Source organism: Xenorhabdus sp. IM139775 (genome assembly GCF_028598745.1).
GTDB lineage: Bacteria > Pseudomonadota > Gammaproteobacteria > Enterobacterales > Enterobacteriaceae > Xenorhabdus.
Genome location: NZ_JAQRFK010000015.1, coordinates 22,430 through 43,911 on the forward strand (window position 1 = coordinate 22,430; position 21,482 = coordinate 43,911).

Consider the following 21,482-nt stretch of genomic DNA (forward strand, 5'->3'; position numbering starts at 1 on the left):
AAGATCGTGGAGGAAAAACCAGTCAGCCTGACTAGTCGTAATTAACTTCAAACGTCGCGATTGCCGTAAATTGACCAACACCCATCGTTTTATCTTGGATCACGCGGGGGGCAGCTTGTATATACGCCCGGAATGGGATCACATTCTCAGTGCTATTGGTTAATAACGGGAATTCACTGGTTTTATTAAATGGCATCGGCGTACCATCGAGTTTTTCCATTCCAATGGCAATACCACGAAGGTTTCCATTGGTTCTCACCGCTAGCAGCCCCGGCAGCTCTGGGCTTGGTTCTCCCAAGAATTTGATTTTCAGGCGCTTTATCATACGAGGATCACAATCCTCTAAGTACAGATGAAATCTTTGCCCTTCTGTCCGGTGTTTCAGATAAAGATCGTTGTTAAGGACATTGCCAAAATCCACTTCGATGTTGCGATCTTTTGTCTTAATCGAACAAGTCGGAGCAAGTACAGTTAGCGTAATCCTGACATTCTTAAGCAGACTACCTTGTGCATAGGCACTTTGCTGGTGACCCATGCCAAACAAAAATAGCATTGGCAATACATATCGGGATAACCTGATGCTCAACGGATTCATTATTATTTACCCTACACTTATCCAATCTATTGCCGAAAAAACGCACCCCATTCCGGCTAATTCTGTGCGGATACCCCGCCAATGTTTCGGTTAATGGCGTATCCGCACAATGCAATCAGCTTTCACCCGTCACCGCTTTGGTTACTGTGCAAGTATTGCTACTACTATTGTTACCACAGTTGAATATTAACTGTGGGCGTCCACCATAATCATTAACATAGGTCAAGACGGGGGCATTCCCGAATGAATTGACTGTTCCACCCAGTTTTTCACTGCTTCTGGGTGCCAGCATCACCGGCTGAAAATCCTCTGCACTTTTACCATTCACCTTGTTCGATGCTTCTGAAATAGTGACGTAATACGGTGTCGGGTTATGCACCACATATTGATTACCTTCACGGGTTAACGTGAGTTTTTCCTGCCACGGGTTATCAAGATCAATACGGCGTGCAATCACCGCTTCCGGGCGATAGAACAGTTTGACCCGCGTTTGCAAGGCGATTTGCAGCACATTCGCTTTTTCACTGCGGGGGGGAATTTCACGTATGTTGAAATAGAACAAGCTTTCCCGATCTTGTGGCAATTGGGCTATCGTCGGCAGGGCCTGAATTTTGACTTGGCTCTTTGCGCCAGCTTCAACTCGCTGTACGGGCGGAACCACCACCAGTGGGCCATTGATCTTGGTTCCCTTCTCATCTTCAAGCCATGCCTGCGCCAGATAGGGCAAATCAAGATGCTGATTTTCAATGTTCAGGCTGACGGATTTGGTATTGCCATTAAAGATCACGCGAGTGCGATCCAAGGCTATCGCGGCCATGGCCTGATGAACTGACATCAAGCCAGTGACCATCATGGCGGTTATCATTAGAATATTTTTCAGTTTCATAGTGTCATTTGCTCATGCTCAAAAGAGACTTATGTTGATATTGCTGCTACTCGCAAGTCGCGGCATTTTTCAAATCAAACAAATATAATACGTTATTAAATAATGAATTTTTGGATCATTTATTTACAATTTACTGACTATCACCTGTTAAAAACTGGCAAGGCAGTAAAAGCGAAGTTAAAGATCCTGCGGTTATTTCATCTGGCACGGTAATCTCACACCGGGCGCGTCCGTCCCAATGCACGTTCAGTTTTTCCCCCGGATTGATGCCACTCAGATAAGCATGTCCATCATCACTGACAATCCCGATTTCACGTTGCGCCGCATTGACCACAGACGCACCAAAAGGCGGGGATGAACCATCGGGTAACCGAATATTCGTCATTGCTTTCATGCCTGACATGACCTGGAATTTACGATAACCAATTGCGCCTTCCGTTAATGTTGCCTGTTGAACGGAACGCAGTGCCTCGACATCATCGGGTAAGTTATCTAAGTCAATATTCGCACTGTTGCGATAGTAGCTGTTCACATCGACCAGCACCGCTTTACCAAAGTAGTTGGTATGTACCGCGGAACCGAATCCCCGGATAGGAACATTGCTCACCCCTTCGGTATCGACCATCAGGCGGGTTGCACCCGGCAGGTTGGTACGGTGCAGGGCAGCCCCTGTTGTCGTGACCGTCACCCCACCTTGCAGGCCAAGTGCTGCCGTCGTATTGCCGCCATTCTGGTGGCTGGCACTGGCAGTGAGTAACACCTTGTCACCATAATGGTTGTAATAGCCGTCAGTGGATGCCCTGCCGTCGATATTCGTCCCGGCTGAAATACGATAGTTATTGCGATCATCAATACGATCAAAATAGCCCACGGTATGGGCATTCCCCTGACGATTCAGCATACCGTTGTAACTGAGCGTGCCACGCTCACCCCACGGAATAGAAAGGTTCAGGTACATGCCGTCATCTTTTTTATTGTCAAAATTGTTACGGTAAGCCGACAAGCTGACGTTAATATTTTTATAACGCCCAATATCCAAGTATTTGGATAACGAGAGGTTATAGCGATCGTTGGTTGGCCGGTTCCAGTAAGTTTGATGGCTATAGTCAAAATGGGTGTTAAGGCCGATATCCGTAAATTGTTTACTGAACGTAATGGTATACATCTCTTTACCGCTATCGGAAAAAACGTTGCGATAACGGCGATCAATATACTGCCCCATATTCATGAAGTTGCGCTCAGAAAAGCGATATCCGGCAAAGGTCACCTGACTATTATATTGATCAAAACGTTTCGAATAACTGAGACGATAAGATCCGCCTGTCAGGGTTTTGTTTTCGCCCGGTAATTTTGCCCTTGATTCCGTCACATCAAACGACAGTGCACCAAACATCATCAGGTCGCGGCCGACCCCCAGTGACAGGGCGTTATAGTCCCCCGCCGCCAACAAGCCGCCATACAGCGACCAACCATTGTTAATTCCCCACGAGAATTCCCCCAGACCGAATGCCGGGCCTTCACGACGGTGCCGGTCATTCGTGGATTGACCGGCAACAAATTTGTACTGTATGCGACCGGGGCGTGTCAGATAAGGGATGGTCGCGGTATTGACCTGAAATTCCTGTATGCCGCCGTCTTGCTCTTCGACCCTGACATCCAGTGTTCCTGCGACCGCATCACTCAGATCCTGAATACGGAAAGGGCCGGAAGCGACCTGAGTTTCATACAGTACCCTTCCCTGCTGGCTCACCGTCACCTTGGCATTCGTCCGTGCTACGCCGGTGACTTCCGGTGCATATCCACGTAAATTCGGTGGCAACATATTTTCATCCGTCACCAAACTGGCACCCGTGTAACGGAAACTATCGAAAAGGCTGGAATTGAGGTAATCCTCACCCAGTGTCAATTTCGCTTCCAGCCGTGGGATCGCACGATACACATAGTAGCGACTCCAATCCCAGTCACGTTCTCTTCCAGCAGAATCCCCGGATTTATCATTATCCTGAGTTTTGAAACGATGATACCTGGCTTGCCAATCAGCCCGAAAACGCCACGCCCCGAGATTCATGCCGGCGGTTCCGATTGCACTGACCTGTTGGTTACTACTGCCGTGATTCGGTTTGGTGGTTTGTGCGTTAACGTTATAGTCAAACAGTAATCCGGGGACACCATTGTCCCAACGTGAAGGAGGGTCCCAGTCCGGCAAATCATATTCCAGATAAATTTTAGGGACGATTAAATACAGCGTATAAGTCGTCAGGTCACCTCGGGTTGACAAACCCGGCAAGGTATTGAGATCAAGGCACTGACCTTCATTCTGCCAACCTAACTTTTCTACCCATTGCTGTTTCAGGGCGATTTGTTTGACTAATTCAGGGGACACACAGGCTTCACTGCCCGTTGGATCATCAGGCGGTGCAATAAAATCAATAGAATACGTATCCAAAAGTTCATTCTGATTCACCCGGACACCCATCATATAGTTGCCCGGCATGATATAACCTGCCCGGGCAAATTTATCCAAATCAATATTGGTACGCTCACTGACATCCAGTGCCCCAATATTAAATTCGATTGATGATCGGGAATGTGCGGCCTGAATGCCGGATAAGGCAAACAGTACGAGAACTGAAAGAGGTTTAACGCCGAAGATTAAGTGTTCTGTTTTTGTTTTATTCGCTATCTTCTTTTTATTACTTGCACTATTTTTATTGAAGGTATTGTCTCTCTTACGGTTTGCTTTTTTATGACTGATTGTTTTTCTATTACCAAATAAAAAATCATGACTCATAAAATCTGAAAATAAAGCCATAGCATCCTCTGAACAATGAATCGTTAATAATCCAGTTTGAATTTAGCGCTATTTGATACGGCGAAGTCTGTAAGCGCACAGGAGTTCTTACCTCATACATGGCGTCATTAAAGTTCATCGATCTCAATTGAGGACTCTGACCGATACTGGAGTTGCAGAGATAACCGCATGTCCTGCCTATCCGTAATATGTTACGTTCTCTGTTTATGTTTCATAGAGTAAATAAGAAAGGGTATTTCAATTGACTGCCATTGGGATTATTTTGTTAATGACACAATCTGTTTATTCGATCATGAATAATATTGACCTGCATCAATAAAATAGATCTTATTACAGACTATTGTAGTCATACTTTACTAACACGTTCTATCCCAGAAATACCCTAAATATATTATCAGGAGGGTCAAGGCAAATGGTTAAAATGAACTTCCTGATATTCAAGCATTAAAAATGATCAGCTTGATTGCAATATTATTGGTAGTTTAAAACAAAGTTTGCGATAGCAGTAAAATCACCCGCTTTCACACCACCTTGACTATTCAGACCTTTCAGGTGCGCAGCAAAGTTCAGATCATTGTTGCCTAAATGCAGGGACATGTTGTCTGACGCAGTGCCCAATGGAATGACTTTGTTACCGTGGTTAGTAATTGCGATTGCGGCACCTTGTGCTGTACCTTCAATCGCCAGCAAGCCTTTCTCATCAGCTTCTGGGCCAGTAAAAGTGGTTTTCACACTTTTCTGAGTTTCAAAAGTACAACCCACTAATTCAATTTTGAAAGGAGTTGAAGCTGAACGGCCACCATCTTTCAGAGCAACATTCGAAACGGCACCCATATCAACTTCAACATTGGTGTTTCTGATTGAGCAAGGTGCATCAATGATAGAACCGGTGAATTTAACGGTACCGCTACCTTGGTTAACTACTTTTGTCTCTTGTGCTTGGTTAACTACTTTTGTCTCTTGTGGTCGAGTTTGGTCATCCGCGTTTGCCGCACCCGCAGTTAAAGCTACACCAAAACCCAGAACCAGCGCCAATTTGTTAAGTTTCATAATTAACTTATTCCTTTAATCGTAAAATCGATATTAATAACCAAAAGGGAGCCGAAGCCCAGAAATTAATTTCTGACACTTAGGCAAAGGATTATTTAGTTTTTTGACATAAATCATGTGCTATCAAAATAAACCAAATCGGCAATATCATTCTACAGAATAAACCTTAAGTCAAATTTCAGCGGATAAAACTGCGTATGTTCATTAACATCATATAAAATATGAGTTTTTTAAAAAAGTGCTGATTATGAGTAGGATATTTTACTAATAATCTTTTAATTTTAGATTATTTCCCTGAGTTATATCGAAAAATGTTTAGCAGTTCAGCATCTTAATTGGCGTTGCTTTATTGCTCTATTTTATTTTCCTGAAAGGCAGGCGTATTTTATTATCCTGTTATCACCATCACATTTGGTTTTTATTATCATTAAAATTACCTGTTTCAGTATAAAACCAATGTTTTCATCCAAATAAAATAGCTACCAAGCTAATTATCACCTCGAAATATCACTTAAAATAATCGTTCAAATTGTGTTAAGTATATTTTTTATTTTTATTCATTCTCTAATCAAATTAGAAAAAAAAGAGGTCTATTAAATAAATAACCAAGACCTATTCTTTATAATAGCGATAAATTTGGATGCGATATAAACAAAAAAAACCCTTTCCAATAATGGAAAGGGCTGATGATTTTTTAATGAAACACCAAAACTATTGACGCTTTTTTAATTATCACCCATCAAAATGGATTCAAGCGCAATGTCGATCATGTCATTAAATGTATGTTGACGTTCTTCGGCAGTGGTTTGTTCGCCAGTACGAATATGGTCAGAAACAGTGCAAATCGTCAATGCCTTGGCACCAAATTCAGCAGCAACACCGTAAATACCTGCGGCTTCCATTTCAACACCCAGAATGCCGTATTTTTCCATGACGTCAAACATCTGAGGGTCTGGCGTATAAAACAGATCGATAGAGAAGATATTACCGACACGCACGTTAACATTCTTCGCTTTAGCCGCATCCACCGCATGACGAACCAGCTCAAAGTCAGCAATAGCCGCGAAGTCGTGATCTTTAAAACGCTGGCGGTTTACTTTGGAATCGGTACACGCTCCCATGCCAATCACAACATCACGAATTTTAACGTCTTTGCTGACCGCACCACAGGAACCGATACGGATGATTTTTTTCACACCAAATTCCGTGATCAGCTCTTTGGCATAGATAGAGCAAGACGGAATACCCATTCCGTGGCCCATGACCGAGATGCGACGACCTTTGTAAGTTCCGGTGAAACCGAGCATACCGCGAACATTGTTAACCTGACGGGCATCGTCCAAGAACGTTTCCGCGATGTATTTTGCACGTAATGGGTCGCCTGGCATCAAAACAACATCAGCAAAATCGCCCATCTCAGCATTAATATGTGGGGTGGCCATAATTTATTTCCTTGTTTTTATTACGAATCACAATAGATGAAAATGAATAGACGGAAACGGGGAAACCTGTTGGTTTCCCCCAGAAATTAAAACATCACTTTACCGTAATCCATCGGTGTCAGATCGAAATATTTCGCGACGGTCTGACCCATGTCGGCAAACGTTTCACGATGCCCTAATGAACCGGATTTAACTTTCGGCCCGTAAACCAGTACCGGGATATGTTCACGCGTGTGATCGGTACCCGGCCAAGTTGGGTCACAACCATGATCAGCCGTTAAGATCAGAATGTCGTCTTCTTTAACCAGCTCCAGCATTTCTGGCAACCGGCGGTCAAATAACTCCAGCGCGGCCGCATAACCGGCAACATCACGGCGGTGACCGTAAGAAGAGTCAAAATCAACAAAGTTGGTAAATACGATGGTGTTATCCCCGGCCTGTGCCATTTCAATCAATGAAGCATCAAACAGGGCATCAATGCCCGTCGCCTTGACCTTTTTGGTGATCCCGACATTCGCATAGATATCGGCAATTTTGCCGATGGAAACCACTTCCCCCTGCTTTTCATCGACCAGTTTTTTCAGGACGGTCGGGGCTGGCGGTTCAACGGCCAAATCATGCCGGTTGCCGGTACGCTGGAAATTCCCGGCCTGATCACCCACAAACGGGCGGGCAATCACGCGGCCAATGTTATACTCACCGATATTCAGCTCTTCACGCGCGATTTCGCACAACTCATACAGACGATCCAAGCCAAAAGTTTCTTCATGGCAAGCGATCTGGAAAACAGAATCCGCAGAGGTATAGAAAATCGGCTTACCGGTTTTCATGTGTTCTTCACCCAGTTTGTCCAGAATCACTGTACCGGAAGAGTGACAGTTACCCAGATAACCCGGCAGATTTGCCCGTTCGACAAGTTTATCCAGCAATGCCTGCGGGAAGCTGTTCTCTTCGTCACGGAAATAACCCCAGTCAAACAGAACCGGAACACCCGCAATTTCCCAGTGGCCTGACGGCGTGTCTTTACCAGAAGAAAGTTCACTCGCATAACCATAAGCGCCAATAATTTCGGCCTCTTTATCCAGGCCAATCGGGAAAGTACCACAAGATTCTTCTGTTGCTTTGCCCAATCCCAACCGGCTCAGGTTTGGCAGGTGGAGTGGCCCTTTACGGCCGATATCAGCCTCACCACGGGCACATTGTTCTGCAATATGTCCTAATGTGTTAGATCCCTTGTCGCCAAACTTTTCTGCGTCAGCGCTTGCACCGATACCAAAGGAATCCAATACCATGATGAATGTACGTTTCATAATTTTCTCCTGCGTCAATTCACGCGTTCAATGCGGAAACTGCCAGCTAATTAAAATCGGTTTCAATGCTTGTATGTTTTATCCACTGATATGACGATAAACCATCGGTGTGGTGGCTTGCGTTTCGCTTTCTTTAAAAACGGTTTCTTTAAAAGCGGTTTCTTCAAAAACAAAAGCCCTGCGCACGGCTTCTGCGGCCTCGTGCCAGTCATGCTCATTGCGGGCATGAATCATTGCCAAGGGTGTATCCGCATTCACTTTTGTGCCCAATGCAACGATCTCACTCAGCCCCACACTGTAATTAATCGTATCTGTCGCCTTACGCCGTCCCCCGCCCAATGCAACAACAGACATCCCCAAGGCACGGGTATCCATTCCTGCAACGATGCCCGTTTTTTCCGCGAGCTGCCCGGCCAATACCGGCTTGCTGAATTCCGCAGTCGGGAGATAACGCACGTAGTTTTCGACAAAATCAGTCGGCCCTCCCTGGGCGGCGACCATGCGGCCAAATATTTCCGCCGCTTTGCCACTGTCCAGTACTGCCTGTAACTTACGGTATGCCTCGTCACGATCGATAGCCAAATGACCCGAAACCAGCATTTCAGCAGACAACGCCATCGTGACTTCAAATAGCCGGGGGTTACGGTATTCCCCCGTCAAGAATTGGACGGCTTCACGCACTTCCAACGCATTGCCCGCACTGGATGCCAACACTTGATTCATATCCGTCAAAAGTGCCGTAGTCTTGCACCCCGCACCATTGGCGACTTCAACAATGGCTTCGGCCAGCTGTTCCGATTGTTGATAGGTCGGCATCAACGCCCCGGAACCCACTTTCACATCCATGACCAACGCATCCAGCCCTTCGGCCAGTTTTTTACCCAAAATAGAGGCGGTAATCAAGGGGATGGAATCCACGGTTGCCGTAATATCGCGCGTCGCATAAAAGCGTTTGTCCGCCGGTGCCAGTGCGCTGGTTTGCCCGATAATGGCAATGCCCACATTGCGGATCATATCGCGGAAATGGTGCTCATCGGGAAAGATGTCAAAACCGGGAATGGACTCCAGTTTATCCAGCGTTCCTCCGGTATGCCCCAAGCCACGTCCCGATATCATCGGCACATATCCTCCACAAGCCGCCACCATGGGGCCAAGCATCAGGGAGGTCACATCCCCTACGCCGCCTGTCGAGTGTTTATCAACAATCGGGCCGGGTAAATTTAATTTTTTCCAATCTAAAACGGTCCCCGAATCACGCATCGCCAGTGTCAGTGCGACACGTTCTTCCATCGTCATATCATGGAAATAGATTGTCATTGCCAGTGCGGCAATTTGCCCTTCGGAAACGGTATTATCGCGGACGCCGTTGATAAAGAAGCGTATCTCTTCTTCATGCAATGGATGACCATCACGTTTTTTGCGGATAATTTCCTGTGCCAGAAACAAAGCTACCTCCCAATCATCATTATCTGAAAAGAACGGCAGTGATGCACACTATCTTAGCCACACTATCTTAGTATGCATGCAATCAGTCATTATTGATCTCAATAACCACTACGGTGTTTTTGGCTTTGGTATCCGAGCGTGGTCAGTAAACTGCCCAACAAACTGGAGGCACCAAAACGGAAATGGCGGGGATCAACCCAGTTGTCTCCCATGATGCGTTCCGCCAGCGCCAGATATTGTGCCGCTTCTTCGGCGGTACGCACGCCACCCGCCGGTTTAAAACCGACGCTATCAGCGACGCCCATATCCCGGATCACGCTCAACATAATCTCAGCACTTTCCAGCGTCGCATTAACAGGCACTTTACCGGTTGACGTTTTGATAAAATCGGCACCCGCCTTGATGGCGATTTCCGATGCTTTGCGAATCAACGCCGCGTCTTTTAGTTCACCGGTTTCAATAATAACTTTGAGCCAGACGCCCGATTCAGCACAGGCCGTTTTACAGGTGCTAACCAAGTCAAAACCAATTTGCTCATTACCGGCCATCAATGCGCGATAAGGGAAAACCACATCCACTTCATCAGCACCATAGGCGATGGCCGCACGGGTTTCAGCCAGTGCAATGCCGATATCATCATTGCCATGCGGGAAGTTGGTCACCGTCGCAATGCGAATATCAGGGGTTCCCTGTTCACGTAATACCTTACGTGCCACGGGAATAAAACGCGGGTAGATACAGATAGCCGCGGTCTGTCCGGCCGGGCTGTTGGCCTGATGACAAAGCGCTGTCACTTTCTCATCGGTATCATCATCATTCAGTGTCGTTAAATCCATCAGACTCAGCGCACGCTGAGCGGTGGTGGTTAAATCGGTCATAAAACTCTCCAACGGTATTATTATCGTGACTGAATCAGTTTAGGAAAAACAAAAGCAGGTGAGAAATCTCACCTGCACTCAATTTGATACCTGCTTCCCGGCGTTTTACAACGAGAGGAAGAATCCGGCAATGGTTGCACTCATCAAGTTAGAGAGTGAACCGGCCAAGACAGCTTTCAAGCCGAAACGGGCAATGTCACCGCGACGGTTTGGTGCCATCCCTCCCAAGCCACCCAGCAGGATCGCCACAGAAGACAGGTTGGCAAAACCACACAGGGCAAAAGAAATGATAGCTTTAGTATGGTCAGAAAGCACTTGCAGACCCGCAGCCTGAACGACATCATCGGCTTTCAGGTACTCACCAAAGTTCATGAATGCCACGAATTCATTGACCACTAATTTCTGACCGATGAAAGAACCCGCGATGGTGGCTTCATTCCACGGAATACCGATCAGGTAAGCGATAGGTGCGAAAACCCAACCTAAAACCAGTTCCATCGATAATTGCGGATAATCAAACCAGCCGCCGATACCGCCTAACATCCCGTTCAGCAAAGCAATCAATGCGGTGAATGCCAACAGCATTGCGCCGACGTTCAAGGCCAACTGCATACCGGCTGACGCACCCGATGCCGCCGCATCAATCACGTTAGCAGGACGATCTTCCGCCGCAACCAACGACATCGCATCAACGGTATCCTGCGTTTTTTCTGTTTCCGGCACCATCAGTTTTGCAAACAGCAAACCACCGGGTGCGGCCATAAATGAAGCCGCAATCAGGTATTCCAATGGCACGCCCATTTGCGCGTAACCCGCCAGCACGGACCCCGCAACCGAAGCCAGGCCACCACACATCACGGCGAATAACTCAGACTGGGTCATAGTCGCAATATACGGGCGTACAACCAGAGGCGCTTCGGTGTGACCGACGAAAATATTCGCCGTTGCAGACAAAGATTCAGTCCGTGAGGTGCCCAATAATTTTTGCAGTCCGCCACCCAATATTTTGATGACAAGCTGCATAATGCCCATGTAATACAACACCGCAATCAGTGATGAGAAGAAGACAATCACTGGCAGCACACGCAGGGCAAAAACAAAGCCGCCACCGCCGAACAATTCAAACATTTTGTCGGAAACCAGGCCGCCAAAAATAAAATCAGTTCCTTTTTGTCCATATCCAATCACATTGGAAACGCCTGCCGAAATTCCCTCCAGAACGTCTTTACCGGCTGGTACATAAAGTACAAATGCCCCAACAGCAATCTGAATCAGAAAGGCGCCTAGGACGGTACGGATGTTAATAGCTCGATAGTTACTGGAGAAGAGTACTGCGATAAAAATCAGCACTACCATCCCGATCAGGCTCATGAGGAGTTGCATTGGAAGAATCCCTGTTCACTGAATAAATAATAAGAAAATATGTCAGCTATCCTATAAGTTCCTACTGACATTGTGTGCGAGCCGATTATACCTAGGACTAAAAAAGAACAAGCAATTAACATCACAAATTACTACAGCAAAAAGTAACATAAAAACAAAAAATGAGACCTTCGTCACAGAAAACCATTTTGTTTCGGGGGGATTAATTAATTTAACGGAGAAAAAGGTAAAAAAGAGGATAAACAGGCGAGGAATGTAAGTTAAACATTATTAATGTTTATTATTCCCTTATCTTTCAAATGACTCGCTAAGACCGATGTGATGTCACTCAACCCAATGCAAATAGCGTGACACTATTTTGATAAATTTGATTGGCAATTTCATCTGGCGCTTCTTGACGCAACTCACACAACGCAGAGAAAATCAGTGCAACTCTTTCGGGTCGGTTTGGCTGTCCCTGAAACCCCGACAACGGCATATCAGGCGAATCCGTTTCCAAGACTAAAGATGACAGCGGCAATTGTGCAATGGTATGGCGTGTCTTTTGTGCCCTGTCGTAGGTTATTGTTCCCCCGACACCGATGTAAAAACCCAAGCGAATAAAGGCTTGGGCTTGGGATAGACTCCCCGCAAAACCATGAATAACCCCGCTTCGTGGTAGCTTGTGTTTTCTCAATATTGCCGCCAATTGATCATGGCTTTTTCTGGAATGGAGTATCACCGGCAGATCATGTTGTTTCGCGAGTTTTAACTGCGCTGCCAACAGGCTTTTCTGCTTATCAAACTGCGGATCTGGCATATAAAGGTCAAGGCCAATTTCGCCTACCGCGACACATTTAGCCTCTTTTTCTTGTAGTTTCTGCGCCAACTCATCTAAATGTGCCTCTTGGTGTTCGGCAATATAGCGTGGATGCAAACCCAATGCGGCATAAATTGGGGAATAAGTCTCAGCCAGCGCAGAGACTCGCTGGAAATTCATTTGGCTTATCGCGGGAACGATCATCTTTTCCACGCCCATTTGTCTGGCTTGTTGCAGGCTGGCTATTTCATCCCCCGCAAAAGGAAAGAAGTCAAAATGGCAATGGGTATCAATAAACATCTAATTATCCGGGTTATCCAAATTATTCATCATGATAGTGTCTGTCGTTTGCCCGTTTTCCATCACATCGTTTTCCATCACATCAAGTGTGGAGGACTCCGCTATTGATCCCACGATTGATCCCACGATTGATTCCACTATCGGGTGATGATTGCCGTGGTTCAGAAAATGGTTTCTGCGAAAACAATGGTGATTGACGCTATCAGCATTTAACCCCGGACGGCATACCCCATAACTTTTACGTTCAGCATCGCCAAATTTTCCGCCAACAAACGTGTGCCCAATCGTTGCCAGAAAATATCGTCCGCAACGCCGTCCCAAATGATAATCCTGATTTAGTGAACTCAGCCGGCTTCCCAATGCCATGGCAGCCAATGGTGCCGGCGGATAGATTTCGAAGATTTGCACATCACCCGGCGGATTTTCGATAAACTTCTGTGTCTTACGGTAACTTCGTGCATGGAGGTTGAGCATTTTGACCATCTTTTGCAGGCTACTGGCCTCTAACCAGCGCTCCATGCGCTTGAACCACTGACGCGTATAGTAGAGTTGTGAAGGGACTGTCCGGATCACAACGATAGCCTCCGCGCCGCGGCGATAAGCCTCCTGTACGGGGATCGCATCACAAATCCCCCCATCTTGATAAACAATATCACCCAGCGTAACCCCATTACGGTAAAACCCCGGAATGGCACTTGAGGCTTTGATAATATCCATCCAATTTTTTTCATCCGGATGCAGGTAGCTCGCTTCAAAATTATCAGCACGGCAAGCGCACATGTAGAATTCACGTCCTGCATCAAACTGACGCATTGCAGCAGAAATATTGAGAGGCAACTGCTCGGAGATGGTATCAATATACCAATCTAAATCGATCAAATGCCCACCGCGCACAAAACGCAATGGATTAAAAAAAGCCGGGTCGGTTGTATAACGGTTAATGACCTTGCGCGCATATCCCTTCTGACCGCAAATATAGGCAGAAAGGTTTTGCGCTCCCGCCGATGTTCCAAGGAACAGTTCGAATGGATTAAAGCCAAGCCGGAGAAATTCATCCAAAACACCGGCGGTAAAAATACCTCGCTGACCACCACCTTCACAAACGAGTGCAATTTTCCCAAGTTTTATCGGTGACTTATAGGCTAAAGGTTCTATATTACCCAATGTTATTGGAATATGTTTCCCCACTCTTCTCTCCCTTTGAACGTTAATGACACCACCATGCCATAACACATTAGCTGAATATCTATCAGTATATCGTTACTCAAACAACTTGCTTGTAACATTTTTATAAAAAAATGCCCCAATTAAGCATCAATCGTTAAATCGATATGAAAATGGCAAATTGCCAGCGAATAACCTTCCGGTGAGATAATCTCATCGCTTAACAAGAGGTTATTGGAGGAAAAGAAATAAAAAGAGTGGCTCTATTTATCAGCCACTCTATTCACAATATTGGTTATTTTTAAGCTGGTAAAACGCAAACCACTTATTATCTCCCCGTAACACGGAGAGATAATAAATGTATCTTGCCTGAATTTATATTCAATCCGACGAGTATATAGCTGTTTTTTACTTCAAGATCACGGCTTAATTTCCAGGGTATTTTTCACTGATTTAACCCCCTTCACACCATGAACAATCTTAGCTATTTTCGCCGCTTGATGTTTGTTTTTGACCAAACCGGAAAGGTGGACAATACCTTTTTCCGTTTTCACCGAAATGTGATGACTATTGATGCCCTTATGTTCCAGCAAGGCGGCTTTCACTTTCGCCGTAATGGCACTGTCGTCTAAATAAACATCGGCACTTTTCAAAGAGCTATCAATTTTTTTCCCTGCAACATCCAGAGAGTTATCGATTTTTTGTCCCGTACTCTCCGGGGTTTTTCCCGAAGAAATATCGGCTGCCAGAGCAGTACTACTGATCAATACCGAGCCTAGGACAACAGCCAGTAGTGAATGGGTAAATTTGATATTTTTCATCCTACCACCTTCTTAACTTAAGTTTGAACGTTTACCAAGGCAGTATGTCAATTAGGCAGTGGTGATAAAATGAGATTTACAAAAAATAACGTAAATTTTCACTAAACCAGAGAATTATTCTGTTAATTAACTAAAAAAGAATAAATATATAGAATAAATAATAAGGGCCAGCAGGAGAGCTGGCCCAGAAGGGGGATTAGTGTTCCCGCGTCTTGCGGAAAGAAACGTCAGGATAGCGCTCACTGGTCAGGTTTAAGTTGACCATGGTTGGTGCAATATACGTTAAGTTATCACCACCATCGAGAGCCAGATTCAGCTCATTTTTGCGTTTGAACTCTTCCAGTTTCTTCGCATCGCTGCACTCTACCCAGCGTGCCGTGGAGACGTTAACCGGTTCATACAACGCTTCAACGTTATATTCACTCTTCAAGCGGGCAACAACCACATCAAACTGGAGCACCCCTACCGCGCCGACAATCAGATCGTTATTGGACAACGGACGGAATACCTGTACAGCGCCTTCTTCTGACAATTGCACCAGACCTTTCAGCAATTGCTTCTGTTTCAGCGGATCACGCAGACGAATACGGCGGAACAATTCAGGGGCAAAATTAGGGATGCCGGTAAATTTCAGCTCTTCGCCTTGGGTAAAGGTATCGCCAATCTGAATGGTGCCATGATTGTGCAGACCGATAATATCCCCCGGATAGGCATGCTCGACATGAGAACGATCGCCGGCCATAAAGGTCAGTGCATCAGAAATGACAACATCTTTCTTAATGCGGACTTGGCGCAGTTTCATGCCTTTTTCATATTTACCGGAAACGACGCGCATAAATGCGACGCGGTCGCGGTGTTTCGGGTCCATATTCGCCTGAATTTTGAAAACAAAGCCGGTGAACTTTTCTTCACCCGCGGCCACTTTACGGGCATCAGCCTGACGGGGCATTGGGGTCGGCGCCCATTTAACCAAGCCATCCAGCATATGATCAACCCCAAAGTTGCCCAATGCAGTACCGAAAAAGACCGGCGTCAATTCTCCCTGTAAAAAGGCTTCCTGATCAAATTCATGGGAGGCACCTTTGACGAGTTCCAGCTCTTCGCGCAATTGATTCGCCAGTTCTTCGCCCACTGCCGCATCGAGTTCAGGGTTATCCAATCCCTTGATGGCACGAACTTCCTGAATGGTATGCCCTTGACCAGACTGGTACAAATAAGTTTCATCAAGATAGAGGTGATAAACGCCCTTGAAGGATTTACCACAGCCGATTGGCCATGTAATCGGGCTACAGGCAATGTTCAGCTCATTTTCTACTTCATCCATCAGCTCCATGGGATCACGAATATCACGGTCGAGCTTGTTCATGAAGGTCAGGATTGGCGTATCACGCAGACGAGTCACTTCCATCAGTTTGCGGGTGCGATCCTCTACCCCTTTTGCTGCATCAATCACCATCAGACAGCAGTCAACGGCGGTCAAAGTGCGGTAAGTATCTTCCGAGAAGTCCTCATGCCCCGGCGTATCCAATAAGTTAACCAGACAGTCAGCATAAGGAAACTGCATCACGGAAGTGGTAATGGAAATACCACGCTGTTTTTCCATCTCCATCCAGTCTGATTTCGCGTGTTGGTTAGAGCCTCGGCCTTTTACCGTACCCGCTTTCTGGATCGCCTGTCCGAACAATAATACTTTTTCGGTAATCGTGGTTTTACCCGCATCCGGGTGGGAAATGATTGCAAAAGTACGCCGTTTCGCGACTTCATGCAGAAATGGGGAATTTGACATCAATTGGGATCTTCTAGTCTGTACACGGATTGATATCGTTCGGGAAGCACCCCCTGACAGCGCTTCGCTTTCAAATCCGTCGTGTTAATCGTGATTGACGCTTATTTTGGCTGAACTTGAGGCTATAAACAATCAATGATTGTCAGGCTCATTGCCCAAATCGATTTCAACAACGCCGAACACAGTACAAAATCAAATTAACCCCGTGAACTCATTGATATTCAATTTGTTTTATCACCCCTATGCGTTCCCCAAACGAAGGCGCAATTTTATCTGTCTCCACCAAACAACGGCAACGCCATAATAATGGCATCTTCCTTGCCTGCCGCCGTCGGGTAATAATGCTTGCGGATAGACACTTCATTGAAACCCATGTCTTCGTATAAACGAATGGCGGATTGATTCGAGCGCCGTACCTCAAGCCACAACGTATTGATCTGTTTTTCAGGCAATATATTGATAAGATGCACCATCAAGGCCCTGCCATATCCCCGTGATTGATGCTCAGGATGAATAGCGATATTAAAAAGTGTCGCTTCGTCCATGACATATTGCGTTATCGCAAAACCGATAACTTGGTCACCCTGCGTTATCTTATAGTTGAGATAACGCTCTCCCTGATTGGAGTAAAAGGTTTTTTCACTCCACGGAAACGCATGGCTGGCCTGTTCTATTTGAAATGCAGCGGCAAGATCAACGGGAGTTAATAGAGAAATATTCTTCATAATGGTAAATTTGTTGCCAAAGAGCGCGTTTTGCATTCCCATCAAGAGATAAGTCATTTAATGCTGGGCTTCTCAAAGAAATCCCTTGTATTGATAAGGTAATATCAACCCCTAACAGCCAGCTTGGACAGTGGATTGATTCCGAAAGTAGCTCAACATCTTTTGTCGTGATGCAATATACCGATGAGGCATCGATCCCCATGGCTGTAAAAATATCAGCGAATAATGAGTGACTTAAGTCAATGTGATCATGGCTAATGATCAATAGACGGGTTGAATCAGGGATGAGGACAGATAATTCACCTTGCAAAGCCAAAGGGCTACGCAAAACCCATTGGGTGATCCCCAGTTGGGAGAGTAATCTGTCACGCTTCGTCATCGTGTTTTATTCCATCTGTCATAAAAATAACAAGTAATATATCAGAGGGCTTATCTTTGCGCCAATTAGCATGGCTTCTCAGCTCTGCCCACTGATGGTTATACTTGGCTAAAGATTTATAAGGAGCTATACAGAGATGTCAGTATTAACCCCGGCCAGCGAAGTTATCCTGCGCCATCATGAGCAATTCCGCTCTCATCACCTGCTCTTTGCCGGTGATCTTCAAGACAATCTGGCAACAGAAATCGAAGCTGCCAGTGTGCGGGTGCATACCAACCAATATCACCACTGGCAATCTCTGATCCGTCAGCTTGGTGATCATGCCCACTTCGGCCTTGTCGCCGATAACGCATTTATCAGCGGATGTGATACGCTGATTTATTACTGGCCAAAAAGCAAAAATGAAGCGCGTTTCCAGCTACGCAGTCTGTTTTCTGTTCTGCCACCCGGCACTGATATCTTTATTGTCGGAGAAAACCGCAGTGGTGTTCGCAGTGTTGATAAATTAATGGAAGATATCGCGACTTTTCGTAAAATTGATACCGCACGCCGTTGTAGCCTGTTTTATGGTCAATTGACAGATCAGGTTCAGTTTGATCAAAACAATTGGTGGAACAGCTATCAAGTGGAAGATGTCACCATCAATACCCTGCCCGGCGTCTTTAGCCAAGATGATTTGGATGTCGGCAGCCGCCTGCTGCTTTCTACGTTTAATGCCCCCATCGCTGGCAGCCTGTTGGATATGGCTTGTGGTGCCGGCGTATTGGCTGCGGTATTGGGTAAAAAGAACCCGGATTTGTCCCTGACACTGAGTGATGTCAATGCTGCCGCCATCTTATCGAGTAAAGCGACGCTGAACGCCAATAAGCTGCAAGGTAATGTGGTCACCAGTAATGTGTATTCTGCCATCGAAGAAAAATTCGACTGGATTATTTCTAATCCTCCTTTCCATGATGGCTTGAAAACTAACTTGGCGGCGGCCGATGATATGATCCGTATGGCACCCAACCATCTGAAATACGGCGGTAAATTGCGGATTGTTGCCAATGCTTTCTTACCTTATCCTGCTCTGCTGGATAAGGCTTTTGGCAACCATCAAGTCATTGCGCAAACAGGCAAATTCAAAGTCTATCAAGCGACCAAAAGATAATTCAGACAGTCAGTGTCCCTGCTTTGCCTGCCCCCGTTGAACGGGCAGGCAATTGCTGTTTTTCAGCATTCCTACCTGCCCTCCCCAACGACACCTCTCCAGCCATATTGATATGCCGATTTTTACACCAGTCACACGTTCCCTCACTAAATAATGATTGACGCCAGCCATAAAATCTCTAGAATGCGCCCCCATGCTATTCGTTTAGGCGATAGTATCTGAATACGCGAGGGTGGCGGAATTGGTAGACGCGCTAGCTTCAGGTGTTAGTGTTCTAACGGACGTGGGGGTTCAAGTCCCCCCCTTCGCACCAAATCAGATAGCTATCAATTAAACAAATCAGATAAATGGCAGTACCTGCGAGGGTGGCGGAATTGGTAGACGCGCTAGCTTCAGGTGTTAGTGTCCTTACGGACGTGGGGGTTCAAGTCCCCCCCTTCGCACCACTGTTCCATTTTTCTTCTGTTTCCTTTCTTTTTTTTACTCAATTTTCCTTCTTTATTACCTGCTTTTTATTCAGCATTAGCTCAGTTTCGGCTTGATTCAACTCAAAAATACCCTAGATAGCCAAAGCTGCCAAACAAACTGCACACAAAGGCAATACCGGCCGGAATTAACAGAAAATGACGCGTACTGCGATGCAACAAGAGCACAACGGTAAGCAACATCGCTCCCTGAATACTCACCTTAAATTGGGCGATTTCTGCCCCTGTGATGACTAATATTGATACAATTAATACCGATAAAATCACGCTAAATGCCAGCATTCCCCAGAATCCTGTCATCATTTGCCAACATGCCCATTTTAAATTCCGCCTTGCCGCCAGCATAACAACCCCTTAAATGATAATGATTACCAATATCATAATAATGATAGCAAATTAATTACAGGCTGAAAATAAATCGCAGAGAAATGAGCGGCCATAATAAAAAACGCGGGAATGGCAGCTTCCCGCGTTGTCAATATTATTTCAGATCCATGGCATCACGTAGGGTAAAGAACAGATCTGTCTGATCCGTCAAACCGACAACATTGGCAGCGTGCGGACCGTAAGCGGCAACACGTAGCTGTGTACCGGTATGTTCCTGTTTCTCCCCTTCCGAATTACCGTAATTGACGGTCATGACTGCACCCTCTTTGGTTATCAGTGATCGCGTCAAACCGGGTGATTTGACATCAGGCTCAATGATCTGACTGGCATGAGCATGATCCGCCGTCACAATGACGAGAGTGTCACCGTGCTCTTTAGCAAATCTAAGGCCGACTTGTACGGCCTTATCCAAGGCGACGGTTTCGCCAATCTGGGCACAAGGATTGGCATTATGATCCTGTTTATCAATCGAAGCACTTTCGACTTGCAGGAAAAAGCCATTTTTATTCTTTTTCAGTAAATCAATCGCTTTTTCTGTCATTTGTTCCAGCGTAGGGGCGTTGGGATCTAATTTAGCATTGACCGCGCATTTCACCGGCTTCTCATTGATATTACCGTGATAGACCGCTTTTGGCCCTTCCCAAGCGACATCCATATTTCCATCATGGAACAAGCCTAACAAAGGCTTTTGTTGATTCGCATTTTTGACGGCCGCTAATGACTGCGCATCTGTTATCCATTGGTATCCCTGTTCCAGCGCCTGTTGTTGCAGCGTCTTTCCTTTATTGGCACCGGATACCGATTGTTGGGTAAACGACTTGGCGCCACCACCCAAAGTGACATCAGCACGCGCTGCCAGCAATTGTTCGGTAATGGAGCCTTTACCGCCATTTTCTAAAGCATCCGTGGCGCATTTTTTCGCCGTTTCTTCTGGGCCATAACACTTGCGGTTCGTTACATGGGCATATAAAGCCGCGGGAGTGGCGTCCTGAATTTCAGCCGTGGTGATGTTTCCCGTTGCTTTACCCTTCTTTTTCGCCAACGCCAAAAGCGATTGATGAGATTTGCCAAAAACATCAATGCCCAACGCTCCGTTATAAGTTTTGACTCCCGTTGCCCAAGCCGTGGCGGAAGCCGCTGAATCTGTCACATAGTTGGGCTTATGCGTTTTCTTATCTAACGAGTAGTGTGTATATTGCCCGGTAAATGGCAGGGCATCGATTCCTTTAAAAAATCCGCCAGCCCCTTCGGCATAATTACGGGCAAGGGTAATTTCAGAATCACCCATGCCATCGCCGATAAAAAGGATCACATTCTTGGCTTTATTGTTGTTCAGAGCGGCCTTAAGCGCCTCAGTTTGATCTTGAATGAGGCGGCGGGCACCGCCAAATTCGGTAATATTGCCTTGTGCTGCACGCTGTTGCCCTATGATGTGGTTGGCATCACCGGCGGCCCATGCCGGAGCAATAACACCTGACATCAATACAGCAACCACCGCAGCAAGCCGATTTTTTTCATAATGACGCGACATAGGATTTTCCTTGCAATCAGAAGAATGGGATGAAAAATAATCATATTGAGTTGTCCATATAATAGAATAGCGATGTCATGTGACAGTTATTTGAACCTATGACGACATTCTTGTGACAACGATGTTGTTTTCCATCCCATTACTGACGCATCC

The 21,482-nt window shown here is 46.0% G+C and carries 19 protein-coding genes and 2 tRNA genes; 3 read left to right on the plus strand and 18 right to left on the minus strand.

All coding sequences use genetic code 11. The features are described from left to right. Positions 1-31: 31 nt before the first annotated feature. From PSI17_RS05375 to PSI17_RS05445, 15 genes are all read right to left on the minus strand, one after another. A complete protein-coding gene (locus PSI17_RS05375; RefSeq protein ID WP_273550990.1) occupies positions 32-595 on the minus strand; it encodes a fimbrial protein in 564 nt (187 codons plus the stop codon). 115 nt (positions 596-710) lie between these two features. After that, positions 711-1,481 carry a fimbria/pilus periplasmic chaperone gene (locus tag PSI17_RS05380; protein ID WP_273550991.1) on the minus strand — a complete coding sequence of 257 codons (771 nt, stop codon included), beginning with the start codon at positions 1,479-1,481 and terminating at the stop codon, positions 711-713. Between the two features lie 130 nt (positions 1,482-1,611). Then, positions 1,612-4,293, minus strand: coding sequence for an outer membrane usher protein (locus PSI17_RS05385; RefSeq protein ID WP_273550992.1), 2,682 nt, complete (start codon positions 4,291-4,293; stop codon positions 1,612-1,614). Positions 4,294-4,764: 471 nt separating this feature from the next. Beyond that, on the minus strand, positions 4,765-5,343 hold the full coding sequence (locus PSI17_RS05390; RefSeq protein WP_273550993.1) for a fimbrial protein: 579 nt from the start codon (positions 5,341-5,343) through the stop codon (positions 4,765-4,767). A 725-nt stretch (positions 5,344-6,068) separates the two neighbouring features. Further along, positions 6,069-6,785 carry a purine-nucleoside phosphorylase gene (gene deoD, locus PSI17_RS05395; protein ID WP_273550994.1) on the minus strand — a complete coding sequence of 239 codons (717 nt, stop codon included), beginning with the start codon at positions 6,783-6,785 and terminating at the stop codon, positions 6,069-6,071. An 86-nt stretch (positions 6,786-6,871) separates the two neighbouring features. Next, positions 6,872-8,095, minus strand: coding sequence for a phosphopentomutase (gene deoB, locus PSI17_RS05400; RefSeq protein WP_273550995.1), 1,224 nt, complete (start codon positions 8,093-8,095; stop codon positions 6,872-6,874). Positions 8,096-8,173: 78 nt separating this feature from the next. Beyond that, the gene (deoA, locus tag PSI17_RS05405; RefSeq protein ID WP_273550996.1) at positions 8,174-9,541 is read right to left on the minus strand and encodes a thymidine phosphorylase; all 1,368 of its coding nucleotides are present in this window, start codon (positions 9,539-9,541) and stop codon (positions 8,174-8,176) included. Between the two features lie 98 nt (positions 9,542-9,639). Then, complete coding sequence (gene deoC, locus PSI17_RS05410) at positions 9,640-10,419, minus strand: deoxyribose-phosphate aldolase (protein WP_273550997.1); 780 nt, start codon at positions 10,417-10,419, stop codon at positions 9,640-9,642. A gap of 105 nt (positions 10,420-10,524) precedes the next feature. Further along, positions 10,525-11,790: a NupC/NupG family nucleoside CNT transporter gene (locus PSI17_RS05415; protein ID WP_273551025.1), complete on the minus strand. Its 1,266-nt coding sequence runs from the start codon at positions 11,788-11,790 to the stop codon at positions 10,525-10,527. Between the two features lie 340 nt (positions 11,791-12,130). Beyond that, a complete protein-coding gene (locus PSI17_RS05420) occupies positions 12,131-12,901 on the minus strand; it encodes a TatD family hydrolase (protein ID WP_273550998.1) in 771 nt (256 codons plus the stop codon). Next, positions 12,902-14,089, minus strand: a complete 1,188-nt coding sequence (locus tag PSI17_RS05425; RefSeq protein ID WP_273550999.1) for a patatin-like phospholipase family protein — start codon at positions 14,087-14,089, stop codon at positions 12,902-12,904. Between the two features lie 395 nt (positions 14,090-14,484). Further along, entirely contained in the window at positions 14,485-14,886 is a 402-nt protein-coding gene (locus tag PSI17_RS05430; protein WP_273551000.1) for a BON domain-containing protein, read from the minus strand. 196 nt (positions 14,887-15,082) lie between these two features. Next, positions 15,083-16,672 carry a peptide chain release factor 3 gene (gene prfC / locus PSI17_RS05435; protein ID WP_273551001.1) on the minus strand — a complete coding sequence of 530 codons (1,590 nt, stop codon included), beginning with the start codon at positions 16,670-16,672 and terminating at the stop codon, positions 15,083-15,085. A 269-nt stretch (positions 16,673-16,941) separates the two neighbouring features. Beyond that, positions 16,942-17,397 carry a ribosomal protein S18-alanine N-acetyltransferase gene (rimI, locus tag PSI17_RS05440; protein ID WP_273551002.1) on the minus strand — a complete coding sequence of 152 codons (456 nt, stop codon included), beginning with the start codon at positions 17,395-17,397 and terminating at the stop codon, positions 16,942-16,944. Next, the gene (locus PSI17_RS05445; RefSeq protein ID WP_045968666.1) at positions 17,366-17,776 is read right to left on the minus strand and encodes a DNA polymerase III subunit psi; all 411 of its coding nucleotides are present in this window, start codon (positions 17,774-17,776) and stop codon (positions 17,366-17,368) included. The genes rimI and PSI17_RS05445 overlap by 32 nt, the downstream gene beginning before the upstream one ends. A 136-nt stretch (positions 17,777-17,912) precedes the next feature. Between PSI17_RS05445 and rsmC the strand changes: the two genes are divergently transcribed. Then, entirely contained in the window at positions 17,913-18,926 is a 1,014-nt protein-coding gene (gene rsmC / locus PSI17_RS05450) for a 16S rRNA (guanine(1207)-N(2))-methyltransferase RsmC (RefSeq protein ID WP_273551003.1), read from the plus strand. Between the two features lie 9 nt (positions 18,927-18,935). Here rsmC and PSI17_RS05455 read toward each other — a convergent pair whose 3' ends face one another. Next, positions 18,936-19,097, minus strand: coding sequence for a hypothetical protein (locus PSI17_RS05455; RefSeq protein WP_273551004.1), 162 nt, complete (start codon positions 19,095-19,097; stop codon positions 18,936-18,938). Positions 19,098-19,152: 55 nt separating this feature from the next. On the opposite strand from PSI17_RS05455, the gene PSI17_RS05460 reads away from it, so the two are divergent. Then, a tRNA-Leu gene (locus PSI17_RS05460) sits at positions 19,153-19,239 on the plus strand. A 46-nt stretch (positions 19,240-19,285) separates the two neighbouring features. After that, a tRNA-Leu gene (locus tag PSI17_RS05465) sits at positions 19,286-19,372 on the plus strand. A gap of 102 nt (positions 19,373-19,474) precedes the next feature. Here the strand turns inward: PSI17_RS05465 and PSI17_RS05470 are convergent. Next, entirely contained in the window at positions 19,475-19,756 is a 282-nt protein-coding gene (locus PSI17_RS05470) for a DUF1435 family protein (protein WP_273551005.1), read from the minus strand. 136 nt (positions 19,757-19,892) lie between these two features. After that, positions 19,893-21,329 carry an alkaline phosphatase gene (gene phoA / locus PSI17_RS05475; protein WP_273551006.1) on the minus strand — a complete coding sequence of 479 codons (1,437 nt, stop codon included), beginning with the start codon at positions 21,327-21,329 and terminating at the stop codon, positions 19,893-19,895. Positions 21,330-21,482: the final 153 nt, after the last annotated feature.